Here is a 16,934-nt window from a genome sequence, read left to right on the forward strand (position 1 = left end):
GCTCCTTTAATAGAGTGATGTCTTGTTATCTGCAATGAACTTACGATCAAGGCGACCAAACATCTTGTAATACGTCCACGCTGTGTAGCTTAAAACAATCGGGACAAAAATGATTGCGGCAAATGTCATAACCGTCAGCGTCATTTCACTCGCTGTAGCATCCCACATTGTCAGACTCAGGTTCGGGTCAAGTGACGAAGGCATCACGAATGGGAACATCGCAGCGCCACAAGTTAAAATCACTGAGGCAACGGCTAATGAGCTAAACAAGAACGCAAAACCACAGCGGTTAAAACGACTACATACAATCACAAGTAATGGCAATGCTAACCCCAAAACAGGGAACAACATGGTAATTGGATATTTATCGTAGTTGGCTAACCAAGCACCAGCTTCGATTGCTACGGTTTTGTTTGCAGGATTAGACGCTGCAAAATGATCAAGGTTCGATGTAATCACATAACCATCAATGCCATTCATTAGCCAGACACCTGCAACTGCAAACAACAGAGTCACAGCAAGTGCGAGCACTTGTGTAAAGCTAGCTGCGCGAACCCTGAGCTCACCTTCTGTTTTCATTTGTAGCCATGTTGCACCTTGCATCATGAACATACAAACACTCACTAAACCTGCGACCAAGGCAAATGGATTTAACAAGCCAAAGAAACCACCATGATAGGTTGCTCTTAAGAACTCATCAAAATCAAATGGTACCCCTTGGAGCAAGTTACCAAATGCAACACCAATAATGAGCGGAGGAACGAAGCTACCAAAGAAAATTGCCCAGTCCCAAGACTTACGCCATTTTGGGTCTTCGATTTTCGAGCGATAATCAAAACCAACGGGGCGCATAAACAATGCGAGCAGTGTCAAAACCATCGCAATGTAAAAACCCGAGAACGATACGGCATAAACCATTGGCCACGCCGCAAACAAAGCACCACCGGCCGTGATTAACCAAACTTGGTTACCGTCCCAATGCGGGGCAATTGAGTTAATCATAATACGGCGTTCAGTATCATCGGTTCCGACAAACGGAAGCAATGCACCAACCCCCATATCAAAACCGTCAGTAACCGCAAAACCGATAAACAACACGCCAATGAGCGCCCACCAAATAAATCTTAACGTTTCATAATCAAACATGATGAATGCTCCTGTTATGCCTGCTGCTCAAAGTGATAACGGCCGGTCTTCAAGCTACTTGGACCACGACGGGCAAACTTAACCATTAAGTAACTCTCAATCACGAGTAACACGGTGTAAAAGGCACTGATACTGATAATACTGAACCAAAGATCTCCGGCACTCAGGCTAGATGCTGACATAAAGGTCGGCAGCACTTCAGAGATAGTCCACGGTTGGCGACCATACTCTGCAACGAACCAACCACATTCAATTGCAATCCAAGGTAACGGCAGTCCGTACAATGCAGCTTTCAGCACCCACTTCTTCTCAGCAATGCGATGACGCGTACTTTGCCAGAATGCAGCTGCGAAAATAATCAGCATCAAGACACCGGCAGCGACCATGATCCGGAAGGTCCAAAACATAGGTGCAACCTGCGGAATAGAGTCGAGCGCTGCGGCTTTAATTTGTTCTTCAGTGGCATCCACAATCTTGTCGGTGTAACGCTTCAGAAGGAGGCCGTAACCCAAATCAACTTTGGCGTCTTCAAAAGCCGCTCTGACTTCAGGCGTCTCGTCACCTGCACGCAATTTTTCTAACAGTGCGTATGCTTCCATACCATGGCGGATTCGAATTTCATGGTTTGCAATTAAGTCTTTCAAGCCGACCACTTGTTCATCAATAGAACGGGTGGCGATTATCCCCATGACATACGGAATTTTAAGGGCGTAGTCAGTATGTTGCGTTTCTTGGTTAGGGAAACCTGCTACCGTAAATGCCGCTGGTGCCGGCTCAGTATGCCACTCAGCCTCAATCGCAGCTAACTTAACGCGTTGCACTTCGCCAACTTCATATCCTGATTCATCACCGAGTACGATAACAGACAAAATAGAAGCCATACCGAAACTCGCAGCAATTGCAAAAGAGCGACGAGCAAAAGGTAAGTCTCGATTCTTCAGGATGTAATATGCACTGATTGCAAGTACAAACATTGAACCCGCAACATAGCCAGAAGCTACGGTATGGACAAACTTGACCTGAGCAACCGGGTTGAACAATACGTCAGCGAAACTCGTCATTTCCATACGCATGGTTTCATAGTTAAATACCGAACCGACAGGGTTTTGCATCCAACCATTGGCCACAAGAATCCACAGTGCAGACATATTCGAACCAATTGCAACCAACCAAGTCACTGCCAAGTGTTGGCGTTTACTGAATCGGTCCCAACCAAAGAAGAACATTCCCACGAACGTCGATTCAAGGAAGAATGCCATCAAACCTTCAATCGCAAGTGGTGCACCAAAAATATCCCCAACGTAGTGGGAATAGTAAGACCAGTTTGTACCAAACTGGAATTCCATTGCTAAACCGGTTGTCACACCAATTGCAAAGTTAATTCCAAATAACTTACCCCAGAACTTGGTCATATCCTTATATATTTGTTTATCTGTCATCACATAAAGTGATTCCATGATCGCTAGCAAAAATGCTAGCCCCAAAGTTAGGGGAACAAACAGGAAGTGATACATTGCTGTCATCGCAAATTGAAAGCGCGATAGCTCAACAACCTCTTCAACAATCATTTGTGACTCCTCACGTGGAAAAACCAACCATTATTCATATGGGCTGGCTGCATATAATCGGCATTAGATTGAATGACTTTTGCCATTGCTAATACAAAAGTATCTAAAATGCACCTTTCGTGTCCCACGCAAGATTAAATGAAAGTTAATTAATCTTTGTGGGTATATCCTTAATAAGCTGCTGCAAATGTAGCAATTGTGCAATTTATATCGGCTGAGCTTACAAATCGATATAACGGGACAAATTCAACAAAAACTGAAGCAACTCATTCATATAAGCCATCATTTTATAGCATCGCCATAGCCAACAAATCAACGACAAGCTCAAGAACAGGAATAATTTGCGAGTTACCGCACACTAACACCCCAAGAGGCGTTGATTAAAAAAACCAGCCATGGTAGGGCGAAAATAAATCAAGCAAAAAGCCTTGTTTTAATCAACTTCACACAATTTACTACGCGAAACCATCTGAAATAACAAAAATGCACAAGCAGGCGCTCAAGGTATATACAAAAAGACATTATTAAACAAGATAGTACAAAAAGTAGTGCAATGCGAAATCTAAAGAGAAAATAAAAAATACAGTTCAACTCAATTTCTATTTCACTTGAATAACTACCCATAAAGTCATAAAGCATTTAGTCACTGCTTTGAAATCTCAATATACCCATTGCCACATAAAATTGTATCCCCCATCAGAAATAATGAGCGCAACCACCTGTTATTAAACAAAATAATACACGCTCCAATTTCATTGTGAGCAAATGAGCTCAGAATATGACGCCAACACAGTCAAGTGATAACGTCTTTATCAGCAAGAATTCCGATGAAATGAGGTCAAGAAGTAGCGAAAAATGAATGGGACTCATTTTCTCAACAGCAATGACACAATAAATTCCAATGGGCAATACAGCGTATTCCATGCTGGAATTCACATCTATAAATGAAGATTATGACCCATTAAGGAGTCAAAGAGTGGCTAGCGGCACAATTACACAATTCTAATTATTAGATTTACCTAATCATATTATAAGCCACTGATATAATTAAATTGATTAACTTTTCCAAATTGACGGCATAAAAAAAGAGCTAGGTAAAACCCAGCTCTTTCTTGACTAAAACCAAAGGTTATTATGCATTTTTAAATAATTAACCAATCTTAACGCGAGCGTTACGGAACATCCGCATCCAAGGGCTATCTTCACCCCAAGAATCAGGATGCCATGAGTTCGCCACGGTTCTAAACACGCGCTCAGGGTGCGGCATCATGATTGTCACCTTGCCGTCTGTCGAGCATATGCCAGACAAACCATCAGGAGAACCGTTCGGGTTTTGCGGATACTGAGTTGCTACTTCCCCTAGTCCATTGACATACTTGATTGCCACAGTGCCTGACTGAAGTGCGGCCTGTTGCTGCTCAGGACTCTTAAATTCTGCACGCCCTTCACCATGTGATACGGCGATAGGCATTCTTGACCCCGCCATACCCTCAAAGAAGATAGATGGGCTTTGTTGAACTTCAACTAAGCTGAATCTGGCTTCGAAACGCTCTGAACGGTTTCTCACAAAGTGTGGCCACAATTCGGTACCCGGAATGATTTCTTTGAGGTTCGATAGCATTTGGCAACCATTACAGACACCAAGGGAAAAACTATCATCACGGGCAAAGAATTGCGTAAACTGATCTCGAGCACGCTCATTGAACAGGATTGATTTCGCCCAACCCTCGCCGGCACCCAGCACATCACCGTAAGAGAAGCCACCACAAGCAACTAGTCCTTGGAACTCCTCTAAAGAGATGCGGCCCGCGAGAATATCACTCATATGTACATCTCGGCTCTCAAAACCTGCACGATCAAATGCGGCAGCCATTTCTAAATGAGAGTTGACACCTTGTTCCCGCAAAATTGCCATTTTAGGTGCTGCACCTTTAAGAATAAATGGTGCGGCGACATCTTCACTCGGGTTGAAGCTCAATTGGGCACTCAAACCCGGTTCGTCAGGGTTCTGCTTCAATTGGTGTTCTTCTAGTGCACATTGCGGGTTATCACGCAACGACTGCATTTGATAAGTGGTTTCTGCCCAAATCGTACGTAATTCGCTACGAGACTCTGTCACAACAGGACGACCATCTCGACTAATTCGAATCTGATTACCAGGCTGCAAAGTACCAATGGGCTTGCAATCAACCCCGCCGGCAGAATAACTCTGGCAAATTTGCGCTGCATCTTGCGCGCTCACCTGCATGACGGCACCAAGCTCTTCATTGAATAGGACTTCTACATCGGTCCCCTCAACGCCATCCAATTCAATGTTTAAACCTGTATTCCCCGCAAAAGCCATTTCAACAAGCGTTGTAAATAGGCCACCATCACTTCTATCGTGATACGCGATCAATTTGTTATCCGCAACGAGTTGCTGAGTCACTTCAAAGAAGTGGCGCAAATTCGATGCTTGTTCGAGATCGGGGGCTAAATCACCCAGCTCCCCATAAACTTGCGCAAGGCATGAGCCACCGAGTCGACGTTGCCCGTTACTTAAATCAACGGCTAACAAACAGGTTTCCCCTTTGTCACTACGTAGCTCTGGTGTTACGGTTTTACGAATATCTTGGACGGCACCAAATGCCGTAATGACCAAAGACATCGGAGAAGTGACTGCTTTATCTTCGCCACCGTCTTGCCATGCGGTCTTCATTGACATCGAGTCTTTACCGACTGGGATGGTCAACGACAATTCTGGACACAATTCTTCACCCACGGCCTTCACCGCTTCATAAAGTCCGGCGTCCTCTCCTGGGTGCCCTGCTGCAGACATCCAGTTCGCAGACAGTTTAATGCGTTTCATCGAGCCAATATCTGCACCGGCAATGTTCATGATGGACTCTGCAACGGCCATGCGAGCAGACGCGCCAAAGTCAAGCAAGGCAAGTGGTGTACGCTCACCCATAGACATAGCCTCACCGCAATAAGCATCAAAGCTTGAAGCGGTCACTGCACAATCAGCAACTGGAACTTGCCAAGGTCCAACCATTTGGTCGCGATTCACTAAACCTGTGACACTGCGATCGCCAATGGTGATCAGGAAAGTTTTTTCAGCAATGGTTGGCAAACGCAATAAACGACGTACTGCATCGGCAACATTGATCTCTTGCTGATCAAGCGCTTTGGATTGTGCTTTCGCCGAAACCACATCGCGGCTCATTTTAGGCGCTTTACCAAGCAACACTTCAAGCGGCAAATCAATCGGCTTGTCATCAAAATGATTATCGGTCAGCGTTAAATGTTCTTCTTTCGTCGCCTCACCAACAACGGCAAATGGCGCTCTTTCACGCTTACAGATTGCAGCGAACGTTTCTAAATTTTCCGAAGCAACAGACATGACGTAACGCTCTTGCGACTCGTTACACCAGATCTCTAGCGGGCTCATGCCTCGCTCATCAGACGGCACATTACGCAGTTCAAAGTTGCCACCACGACCACCGTCACTGACAAGCTCAGGGAAAGCATTAGATAAGCCCCCCGCTCCAACGTCATGAATAAATTGGATGGGATTGTCGTCACCCATTTGCCAGCAACGATCAATGACTTCTTGGCAACGACGTTCCATTTCTGGGTTTTCACGCTGCACTGAAGCAAAATCTAAATCTTCGCTTGATTGGCCCGATGCCATCGATGAAGCAGCACCGCCACCTAGGCCAATATTCATGGCTGGACCACCAAGTACGATCAACTTCGCACCAACCGTGATCTCACCCTTTTGAACATGATCTTCTCGGATATTTCCTAAACCACCGGCGAGCATAATGGGCTTGTGGTAACCACGAACTTCCACGCCATTATGGCTATTCACTTCTTGCTCATAGGTTCGGAAGTAACCTAGCAGGGCCGGGCGACCAAATTCATTATTAAATGCGGCGCCACCCAGTGGACCTTCTGTCATAATATCGAGCGCATTTACAATACGAGATGGCTTGCCATAATCTTGTTCCCAAGGTTGCTCAAAACCAGGAATTTTAAGGTTTGACACACTGAAACCGGTCAGACCGGCTTTCGGTTTAGAGCCTCGGCCAGTTGCCCCTTCATCTCGGATTTCACCACCAGAACCTGTTGCAGCACCCGGGTATGGGCTAATTGCGGTCGGATGGTTATGGGTTTCCACCTTCATCAAGATGTGCATTGGCTCGGTATGGTATTGATAAACACCTTCAGCATTTGGGAAGAAGCGACCTGCCGTGCCACCGGTCATCACAGCCGCGTTATCTTTATAGGCAGATAGCACGTTGTCCGGTGTGACTTCATAGGTATTCTTAATCATTTTGAACAATGACTTCGGCTGCTCTTTGCCATCAATCTTCCAATCTGCATTAAAGATTTTGTGACGGCAATGTTCAGAGTTTGCTTGCGCAAACATCATCAGCTCAATGTCGTGGGGGTTACGGCCTAGTGCAACAAAATTTTCAACAAGATAATCAATTTCATCTTCCGCTAAGGCAAGGCCAAGCTCTGTATTGGCATATTCGAGTGCCCGGCGGCCTTCCCCTAAAATATTGACACTGGTAAACGCGGCTGGCTCGGTTTCATTAAATAGTTGCGCAGCACTTTCAAAGGTGGGCACAACAACTTCAACCATACGGTCGTGTAATAGATTATTTAAGGTTCCCTGCTGCTGAACGGTAAGCTCATCAGACTCCACATAATAAGCAATGCCACGTTCAAGGCGATTGATCTGGTTAAGGCCGCAATTATATGCGATATCCGTTGCTTTAGAAGACCAAGGAGAAATGGTGCCTGGACGAGGGGTAACAAAAATAAGCGAGCCAGAAGGTTGGTGCGACTCAATGGCTGGACCATAAGTCAGAATCTTATCAAGCTGTTGCTGTTGGTCGCTGGAAAGCGTTCCGGACATATCAGCTAAATGGATGTACTCAGCATAAATCTGGCTAACGGGTAATGCAGCACTACGACATGCTTCCATTAACTTTTGCACTCTAAACGCAGAAAGTGCGGGGGCTCCGCGGATGATTTCCATCACGTCTTTTCACCTTTTTGATTATAAATTGCAGGGTCAGAACTGCGCGCTATTATAGGGAAATGTGCGCTACAAATCACCTTTAGCGCTTCGTCTGACGTGCGATTCAAGGCCAATTGACGCCCCTGTTTTAAGAAAACAGTTATCATATTTAAGGATAACAAAATCTAGATTCGCACTTGCAGAATGCTAAGCCATACTTATTGTGTAATAATGGAGCCTCATCAAAGCAGGGAACAGCTACATCTTATTGATTTAAATGGCGTTTAATTTTGCTAACAACACTTAGATATTTTTTGATTTTCATGACATGCAGTTTATTGGTGGCTTGCCAAGAACAAACCGTGTCAGATGAAAAACTATCAAGTGCAGAACCGAAAACCCACCTCAAAGTCGGCACTCTCTATGGCCCGCAAATTTATATCACGACCGGTCAGGGTAAGTATGGCTTTGACTACGAACTCGCTAAACGATTTGCTCGCCACCTCGGTTTGAAATTAAGTATGACGCCTTACGCCAGTGTTTCTGATTTATACGCGGCGTTAGAAAACCAAGATATTGATATCATTGCCGCAGGCTTAACGGAAACTCCCAACCGCAAAGCACGTTTTAGGCTTGGTCCACCTTTATATTTTGTAGATCAGATTTTGGTTTACCGACAAGGCTCATCGCGGCCCCGAATGATTACCGACATTGATGAACCCATTACCATTAATGCCGATTCAGCCTATGTAGAAACACTGAGCCGCTATCAGCAACAGCACCCAGAGCTGACATGGAAACAGGTTTATGGCAAAGACAACGAAGAACTTTTGCACCTCATCGCAAAAGGAGAGCTGCAATATACAGTAAGTGATTCAAGTAGCTTACTGATTAACCGCAGAATGATGCCAGAATTAAGACAAGGTCCTATCCTCGCCAATGATCTGCCCGTCGTTTGGCTCCTTCCTGCAAACCAGAGCGACACCTTGATGAGCCATCTACTTGAGTTCTGGCATAAGGTTAATGTTAAGGGCACGCTTGAGCATTTAAATGAACGCTATTTTGGCCATGTAAAACGTTTTGACTATGTTGATACTCGAGCTTTCATACGCGCAATTGATAGCAAACTGCCAAAGTATAAACATTTATTTCAAACCTATGCTGGCGAGCTCGACTGGAGAAAACTAGCGGCAACAAGCTATCAGGAGTCCCACTGGAATCCTAAGGCACGTTCTCCTACTGGCGTTCGCGGGATGATGATGTTAACACTGCCGACCGCCAAGCAGGTTGGAATTAAAAATCGACTTGATGCAGAGCAAAGCATTGAGGGTGGCGCGCGCTATTTGAAAAAGTTATTACGACGTTTGCCAGATTCTATCCCGGAAAACCAACGCATCTGGTTCGCACTCGCCTCTTATAATATTGGTATGGGGCACGTGGAAGATGCACGTAAGCTCGCCGAAAATATGGGACTTAATCCAAGTGCATGGCGGGACGTAAAGCAAGTCTTACCGTTATTGCAACAAAGACAATATTACCAAAAAACCCGCTACGGCTATGCTCGAGGAAGCGAAGCTGCCCACTATGTAGATAATATTCGCCGTTATTACGACACCATGGTCTGGCTCGATAGCCAAAGCGCCCACTTTGATGAAAAATCAGAAATGTCACAAACGACTGCTATCCTTTCCCCGCCAAAAAACAGCAAAGAATCAGAAGTCAGTGCGAGCCAACCGAAATAAACGCGCAGCCTTTGCAAGGCTCTGGCAGCACACAGGGCCGTGCATTGAATGCAGCCAAAGGGCCGTTTTATATTCTGGACAATGACAAGGTGCAAAAATAATTAATTGGTGAAAATGAAACGGCTAGCGTTATGATGCGCACTCAAAATTGCAATGTAGAACAATCTAAAAATGCTCATGATGATGAATTAAAGGGTTACAGTAACAGATATTTCGCCATATAATTAGCGAAAGCTTAACTGTATCGTTTACATCAATATTCAAGATAGTCGCCGCGTAAAAACGAATACCGTCAAAAAGTATGATTGTAGAACTTCAGCGATTTAGAATATGATAATTCTCGTCAAATATATGGATAACTCTTTCAAATGAAAAACAAAAAAATGATGAGAAATGCATCAAGACGGCGAACAATGTTAAAAACACGCCACTTACGCATGTTAAATCGACAAAAGCAGTTTTTCACTTTTATTCGAGTGCCAAACTAGCGGCGAATTATCCTTTTTGTTGTTTCTTCGCTTTATGCTCTTTACGGCGTCGTTTAAAGAAATTGCTGAGCTGTTCGCTGCAGGCTTCAGCCATCACGCCCCCCTCGACTTGCAATTGATGATTTAAATTTGGATGCTGCAATAGGTTCATCACGGTTCCCGCCGCTCCCGTCTTTTCATCGGCCGCACCAAATACCAAACGTTTAATACGACTATGCACCATCGCCCCCGCACACATTGCGCACGGCTCTAGGGTGACATACATCGTTGTATCTAAGAGTCGATAATTTTCCAGTACTTGTCCAGCCACACGCAAACACTGCATTTCGGCATGCGCACTCGGATCGCAAAGACCTATCGAATAATTGTAACCCTCAGCAATCAACTCGCCGTCTTTGACGAGTACTGCGCCGACCGGAACTTCATCTTTAGCCTCCGCTTGCGCTGCTAAAGCAATGGCTCTTTCCATCCAATATTCATCTGTTTTTAATTGTTGCAATGCGTCTTACTCACTCTAGAAAAACTTCTAATATAAACACAATCATTGGTACATTGATGCCTAACCAACCAATTGAAGTCATCATCAATGGCTGACGCGATTATATAAAAAAAGACGCCGAGGCGCCTTTTTTATCTTCAATCCAGTGAAACATCACTTTAGAAGTTCAGTGGCATCATTCCCACTCAATTGTCGCTGGCGGCTTACCCGAAATATCGTAAACCACGCGTGAGATCCCATCAATTTCATTGATAATGCGGTTCGATACACGACCTAAGAAATCATACGGTAGATGTGCCCAGTGTGCGGTCATAAAGTCAATCGTCTCAACCGCTCGTAAAGAAACAACCCAGTCATATTTACGACCATCACCCATTACGCCAACCGAGCGAACAGGTAAAAAGACGGTAAATGCTTGGCTAACTTTGTCGTAGAGCTCAGCTTTTCTTAGCTCATCGATAAAGATTGCATCCGCCAATCTTAGTAAGTCACAATACTCTTTCTTAATCTCACCCAACACACGCACGCCAAGGCCTGGTCCAGGGAACGGGTGACGATATAGCATGTCATATGGCAAGCCCAGTTCTAAACCAATTTTACGCACTTCATCCTTAAAGAGTTCACGCAATGGTTCAACAAGACCCAGCTCCATGTCATCAGGTAATCCACCGACATTGTGGTGTGATTTGATCACATGCGCCTTACCCGTAGCACTGCCTGCAGATTCAATCACATCAGGGTAGATCGTACCTTGAGCAAGCCATTTTGCATTGACGCACTTCTTCGATTCTTCATCAAAAATGTCGACAAACACATGGCCAATAATTTTACGTTTAGCTTCTGGGTCACTTTCGCCCTTGAGCGCATCAAGGAAACGGTTTTCAGCTTCAACATGAATGATATTAAGACCAAAATGATCACCAAACATATCCATCACTTGCGTTGCTTCATTTAAGCGAAGTAATCCGTTGTCAACGAATACACACGTCAGCTTGTCCCCTATCGCGCGATGTAGCAGCATCGCCACAACCGATGAGTCAACACCACCAGAAAGACCAAGAATGACTTCATCATCGCCGATTTGTTTTTTCAGGCGCGCGATCGCATCTTCAATGATTGATGAAGGCTTCCAATTGGCGGGGCAACCACAAATCTCTAACGCAAAGTGCTCAAGCATACGCTTGCCTTGGCGCGTGTGGGTTACTTCAGGGTGGAATTGCACGCCGTAAAACTGTTTGTCTTCATTTGCCATTGCGGCGTATGGGCATGTCTCTGTGTTCGCAACAGCTACAAAGCCTTCTGGAATTTCAGAAACTTTATCACCGTGGCTCATCCACACGTCAAGTAACGGCTTACCCGATTCACTGACCGCATCTTCAATCGCTTTAAATAGCGCAGATGGCGCCTGCAATTCGACTTGAGCGTAGCCAAACTCACCCTCACCAATCCCTTGAATAACCTTGCCACCGAGCTGTTCAGACATCGTTTGCATGCCGTAACAAATCCCAAGGACTGGTACACCCGCTTCAAACACATATTGTGGCGCACGAGGTGAGTTTTCAGCAGTTACGCTTTCAGGTCCACCCGCGAGAATAATGCCGTTCGGGGCAAAGCCTTTAATTTGCTCTTCAGACACATCCCACGCCCACAGTTCACAGTAGACACCGATTTCACGGATTCGACGTGCGATTAATTGGGTATATTGAGATCCAAAATCAAGGATCAGGATTTTATGCTCATGAATATCGCTCATGGGAAACCTTTTTGTTCGCTTAAATTTGTAGGGATTGAATTCAAATCAATGAGGGCAATCGTGTTTGCCCTCATATTCCATTGTGGAGTTAACCGCCAGAACGGTAATTAGGTGCTTCTTTGCTCATTGTCACGTCGTGGACATGGGATTCACCCATACCTGCAGCGGTAATTTGAACAAACTGAGCTTTGTTATTTAGGATATCAATGGTTTCGCAACCTGTAAGTCCCATGCACGAGCGCAAACCACCCATGTGTTGATGGATGATCTCTTTCAGTTTTCCTTTGTAAGGGACGCGGCCTTCGATACCTTCTGGTACTAACTTGTCCGCCGCGTTATCACTTTGGAAATAACGATCAGAAGAACCTTGAGACATTGCGCCAAGCGACCCCATACCGCGGTATGATTTGTATGCACGACCTTGATAAAGCTCAGTTTCACCTGGAGCTTCGTCGGTACCCGCAAACATAGAACCCGCCATGACACATGATGCGCCAGCAGCCAGTGCTTTTGCTAAATCACCAGAGAAGCGGATACCGCCATCTGCAATGACTGGAATACCAAGCGCTTTTACCGCTTCTGCTGCATCAGATACAGCTGTAATTTGAGGAACACCAACACCTGTAACAATACGGGTGGTACAAATTGAGCCTGGGCCAATACCGACTTTAACAGCATTCACACCAGCTTCAACCAATGCCACTGCGCCATCTGCGGTTGCGACGTTACCCCCAACGATTTGCAAATCAGGGTATTTCGCACGGGTATCACGAATACGTTGTAATACACCTTCAGAGTGCCCATGAGATGAATCAATCAATAATACATCTACGCCAGCTTTGACTAATGCATCAACTCGTTCTTCATTACCTGGGCCAGCACCCACAGCGGCACCCACACGTAAGCGGCCAAGCTCATCTTTACAAGCATTGGGCTTTTGCTCTGCTTTTTGGAAATCTTTAACCGTAATGAGACCTTTCAGTTTGTAGTTATCATCGACCACTAAAACTTTTTCAATACGGTGTTCATGCATTAACTTTTGAACGTCCGCTAAAGGCGTACCTTCGAGCACAGTGACTAGACGATCGCGCGGTGTCATCACTTGATTGACCGTTTTGCTCCAATCCGTCACAAAACGAGTATCACGACCGGTGATGATACCAACAAGCTCATTGGCGGCGTTCACAACTGGGTAACCGGCAAAGCCATTTTTCTCAATCAAACGCTTCAATTCAGCAAGCGTAGTGGTTGGAGAAATCGTGACCGGTTGCTGAACAATACCAGCTTCATAAATTTTAACTTTACGAACTTCTTCTGCTTGTTGTTCGATACTCATATTTTTATGAATAAATCCTAAACCACCTTCCTGAGCCATCGCAATCGCAAGGCGCGACTCAGTTACAGTATCCATTGCTGCAGAGACGAGAGGTATATTTAGATCAATCTTATTGGTAAGGCGAGTTTTCAAGCTTGCAGTGTTAGGGAGGACTGTCGAGTGCGCTGGAACCAGCAACACATCGTCAAAAGTAAGTGCATCTTTAATTAAACGTAGCATGAGCAACATTTCCCCGATAGGTAGGATATTATTTAATAATAGAGGTAAAATATTGCGGCGGAATTATACCTTGCATATACGCAGTGGTAAATGGAAAATAGTAAAAAATTACCATTAGCGGCTAAATCCTGATGCAAACGCTAAAAAACAACGTTTATACAGTCTCTAAGCTGAACGGTGAAGTTCGACAAATTTTGGAGAATCAACTTGGAAAAATCTGGTTAGAAGCTGAAATCTCCAATTTTTCCTCGCCAAGTTCAGGCCACTGGTACCTCACGCTTAAGGATAGTCGCTCTCAAGTTCGTTGCGCGATGTTTAAAGGCCGTAACCGTTCCGTCACCTTTGTTCCCAATAATGGACAACAAGTTCTGGTGAAAGGCACGATTAGTGTTTATGAGCCGAGAGGTGATTATCAGCTCATTATCGACAGCATGCTTCCGGCAGGTGATGGTCTTTTAGCACAGCAATATGAAGCGTTGAAGATGAAGCTCGCCGCAGAAGGCATGTTTTCTGTGGAGACCAAACGCACCTTACCATCCCCCATTGGTAAAGTCGGCATCATCACCTCCCCAACCGGTGCCGCAATACGCGATATATTACATGTGCTGCATCGACGAGACCCGTCACTCGAGGTTGTGATCTACCCAAGCCAGGTGCAAGGGGAAATCGCGGCAAAAGAGCTGTGTCGAGCCATAGAGGTTGCCAATGAGAGAGCTGAAGTTGATGTGTTGCTCCTCACGCGTGGTGGCGGCTCTTTAGAAGATTTATGGTGCTTTAATAGCGAAGCGCTTGCCCATACAATATACAATAGTGCAATCCCCGTTGTGTCTGCTGTTGGCCATGAAGTCGATACCACTATCAGTGATTATGTGGCTGATTTAAGAGCCCCGACCCCTTCAGCAGCGGCAGAAATTCTTTCTTCAGATAGTGAGCAGCGACGTCAACAAATCAACCGGTGGCACGATCGCTTACAACAAAGCTGGCAGCATTTTAGCTTGAAGCGCGCGAATCAGCTGCAACACATACAACATCAACTCTCTCGGCAAGACCCCAAAGTTCGCTTACAAAGCCTTCAACAGAAATTTGATGAGTTTGAGTATCGGCTTAACCAATCTGTCAGCCAGAAACTAAATCGGCACTACGTCATACAGCAGCAACTCTCTGCGAGGCTCTTACAACGTTCCCCTGCAAATAAACTTGATTTAGCAGAGCGACAACTAACCTATTTAAGTCAAAGGTTAGACGGTGCAGTAGCCCAGACTTTTGAGCAGGCAAAGCAGCGATTTGAATCAGCGGCTCACCAACTCGATACGGTTAGTCCTTTATCAACCCTTGGCCGTGGTTATAGCATTAGTCGAAACAATAAAGGCCAGCTTTTAACATCTTCACATGCGGCTAAAATTGGGGAAACGGTAGTGACGCAATTACATCAAGGCAGTCTGACCTCGACCATCACCCACATTGATGAGAGTTAAGATGGTTAAAATGACGATGTGGTGATACGCATCTTCACGACTTAAATACTGAAAAGGTGCATCGTAATAATCAGCAGTTATTATCAAACAACGAGTAAACATCGTGGTAATGCTTCTGAGTTTACCTCCCCGTCGTAGTCAAAATCACAAAAAAGGAACCCTAAGGTTCCTTTTTATAGTGACATTCACGTTAAAAACGATTCAAAGACTATTTCTTCTTGTCTTTGATATGACCCATCATACGTTTACGACGACGCTCCTGACTCAGTGTTAATTTCTCGACTTTCCCTTCAAATGGGTTGGCACCTTCATGAAAACGCAATTGAATTGGCGTGCCAACAACTTTGAGTGAACGACGGAAATAATTCATCATATAACGCTTGTAAGAATCGGGTAACTTGGCGACCTGGTTGCCATGGATGACAACGATTGGAGGGTTATAGCCACCAGCATGCGCATACTTTAGCTTCACACGTCGACCATTCACCATTGGTGGCTGATGATCATCCTGCGACATTTGCATAATACGCGTTAACATCGACGTGCTCACGCGACGTGTAGCACTGTCATATGCTTCTTCAATAGACTCATACAAATGGCCAACGCCCGTACCATGCAGTGCTGAGATAAAGTGAATGCGAGCGAAATCGATAAAGCCTAGACGGCGATCTAACTCACTCTTGACACGATCTTTTACTTCTTGATCAATGCCATCCCATTTATTAACGGCGATAACCAGTGCTCGCCCAGCATTAAGCGCAAAACCAAGCAGCCCAAGATCTTGCTCAGCGATCCCTTCGCGCGCATCAATCACAAGTAAAACAACGTTTGAGTCTTCAACAGCTTTCAAGGTTTTAATAACCGAGAACTTCTCCACGGTCTCGTGCACCTTCGCGCGACGGCGAACACCAGCCGTATCAATCAAAATGTACTCTCGGCCTTCACGCTCCATAGGGACATAGATACTGTCTCGGGTTGTGCCGGGCTGGTCATAAACCACCACGCGGTCTTCACCGAGAATACGATTAATCAGCGTAGATTTACCGACATTGGGTTTGCCAATAATCGCTAACTTAATCGGCAAATCCTGCAAACGTTTTTGCTCTGCCTCTGCTTCTTCTTCACTATATTCACGCGCAGCCACGTCTTCATCTTGCTGACCATCTTTGCTGATACCCATCGCTTCAGCGTAAGGCGCCAGCGAATACTCAATCATATTCGTCACACCTCGGCCCTGCGATGCAGCCATCTGGTAAACTTCACCAAGACCTAATGACCAAAACTCAGCACAAGCAGAGTCACCATCAATACCATCAACTTTATTGGCAACCACAAAAGTCGTTTTATCACGACTACGTAGATGCTGGGCAATAGCCTGATCAGCCGCTGTCAAACCCGCTCTGGCATCTGTCATGAACAAGACTACATCAGCTTCTTCAATGGCTGCCAAAGATTGCTCGGCCATTTTCGTTTCGATACCCTCTTCGGTACCGTCGATGCCACCAGTATCAACAACAATAAACTCGTATCCAGCTAAATGGGCACGGCCATACTTGCGATCACGGGTTAACCCAGGATAGTCAGCGACTAACGCATCTCGCGTACGGGTGAGACGGTTAAATAATGTGGATTTACCTACATTAGGCCGACCCACAAGGGCCACTACAGGAATCATGTTTTTGCCTCAATTTACT

General features: G+C 45.3%; 9 protein-coding genes. 2 read left to right on the plus strand and 7 right to left on the minus strand.

Going from position 1 to position 16,934, the window contains the following annotated elements; all coding sequences use genetic code 11:
- Nucleotides 1–6: 6 nt before the first annotated feature.
- The 3 genes from cydB to purL form a co-directional block, all read right to left on the minus strand.
- Nucleotides 7–1,146, minus strand: a complete 1,140-nt coding sequence (gene cydB / locus IEY18_RS00750; protein WP_188916853.1) for a cytochrome d ubiquinol oxidase subunit II — start codon at nucleotides 1,144–1,146, stop codon at nucleotides 7–9.
- 14 nt (nucleotides 1,147–1,160) lie between these two features.
- On the minus strand, nucleotides 1,161–2,714 hold the full coding sequence (locus IEY18_RS00755) for a cytochrome ubiquinol oxidase subunit I (RefSeq protein WP_188916856.1): 1,554 nt from the start codon (nucleotides 2,712–2,714) through the stop codon (nucleotides 1,161–1,163).
- Between the two features lie 1,150 nt (nucleotides 2,715–3,864).
- Nucleotides 3,865–7,746 carry a phosphoribosylformylglycinamidine synthase gene (purL, locus tag IEY18_RS00760; protein WP_188917844.1) on the minus strand — a complete coding sequence of 1,294 codons (3,882 nt, stop codon included), beginning with the start codon at nucleotides 7,744–7,746 and terminating at the stop codon, nucleotides 3,865–3,867.
- 272 nt (nucleotides 7,747–8,018) lie between these two features.
- On the opposite strand from purL, the gene mltF reads away from it, so the two are divergent.
- On the plus strand, nucleotides 8,019–9,470 hold the full coding sequence (gene mltF, locus IEY18_RS00765; RefSeq protein ID WP_268244239.1) for a membrane-bound lytic murein transglycosylase MltF: 1,452 nt from the start codon (nucleotides 8,019–8,021) through the stop codon (nucleotides 9,468–9,470).
- 495 nt (nucleotides 9,471–9,965) lie between these two features.
- Here the strand turns inward: mltF and tadA are convergent, their stop codons facing one another.
- From tadA to guaB, 3 genes are all read right to left on the minus strand, one after another.
- Nucleotides 9,966–10,457: a tRNA adenosine(34) deaminase TadA gene (tadA, locus tag IEY18_RS00770; protein ID WP_188916860.1), complete on the minus strand. Its 492-nt coding sequence runs from the start codon at nucleotides 10,455–10,457 to the stop codon at nucleotides 9,966–9,968.
- Between the two features lie 175 nt (nucleotides 10,458–10,632).
- Nucleotides 10,633–12,210 (minus strand): glutamine-hydrolyzing GMP synthase, encoded by a 1,578-nt coding sequence (gene guaA / locus IEY18_RS00775; protein WP_188916862.1) that lies wholly within the window; start codon nucleotides 12,208–12,210, stop codon nucleotides 10,633–10,635.
- 88 nt (nucleotides 12,211–12,298) lie between these two features.
- Nucleotides 12,299–13,765, minus strand: a complete 1,467-nt coding sequence (guaB, locus tag IEY18_RS00780) for an IMP dehydrogenase (protein ID WP_188916864.1) — start codon at nucleotides 13,763–13,765, stop codon at nucleotides 12,299–12,301.
- Between the two features lie 131 nt (nucleotides 13,766–13,896).
- Here guaB and xseA point away from each other — a divergent pair, with 131 nt between their 5' ends.
- Nucleotides 13,897–15,240 carry an exodeoxyribonuclease VII large subunit gene (gene xseA / locus IEY18_RS00785; RefSeq protein WP_188916866.1) on the plus strand — a complete coding sequence of 448 codons (1,344 nt, stop codon included), beginning with the start codon at nucleotides 13,897–13,899 and terminating at the stop codon, nucleotides 15,238–15,240.
- A gap of 208 nt (nucleotides 15,241–15,448) precedes the next feature.
- Here xseA and der read toward each other — a convergent pair whose 3' ends face one another.
- Nucleotides 15,449–16,915, minus strand: a complete 1,467-nt coding sequence (der, locus tag IEY18_RS00790) for a ribosome biogenesis GTPase Der (protein ID WP_188916867.1) — start codon at nucleotides 16,913–16,915, stop codon at nucleotides 15,449–15,451.
- Between the last annotated feature and the right edge of the window lie 19 nt (nucleotides 16,916–16,934).

This window comes from Shewanella gelidii, from assembly GCF_014647855.1.
GTDB classification, from domain to species: Bacteria; Pseudomonadota; Gammaproteobacteria; order Enterobacterales; family Shewanellaceae; genus Shewanella; species Shewanella gelidii.

What these genes read in the sequence shown, in the direction of transcription:
- xseA (WP_188916866.1), top strand. Translation starts at nt 13,897, where the DNA reads ATGCAAACGCTAAAAAACAACGTTTATACAGTCTCTAAGCTGAACGGT.
- guaB (WP_188916864.1), bottom strand. Translation starts at nt 13,765, where the DNA reads ATGCTACGTTTAATTAAAGATGCACTTACTTTTGACGATGTGTTGCTG.
- guaA (WP_188916862.1), bottom strand. Translation starts at nt 12,210, where the DNA reads ATGAGCGATATTCATGAGCATAAAATCCTGATCCTTGATTTTGGATCT.
- IEY18_RS00755 (WP_188916856.1), bottom strand. Translation starts at nt 2,714, where the DNA reads ATGATTGTTGAAGAGGTTGTTGAGCTATCGCGCTTTCAATTTGCGATG.
- der (WP_188916867.1), bottom strand. Translation starts at nt 16,915, where the DNA reads ATGATTCCTGTAGTGGCCCTTGTGGGTCGGCCTAATGTAGGTAAATCC.
- purL (WP_188917844.1), bottom strand. Translation starts at nt 7,746, where the DNA reads ATGGAAATCATCCGCGGAGCCCCCGCACTTTCTGCGTTTAGAGTGCAA.
- cydB (WP_188916853.1), bottom strand. Translation starts at nt 1,146, where the DNA reads ATGTTTGATTATGAAACGTTAAGATTTATTTGGTGGGCGCTCATTGGC.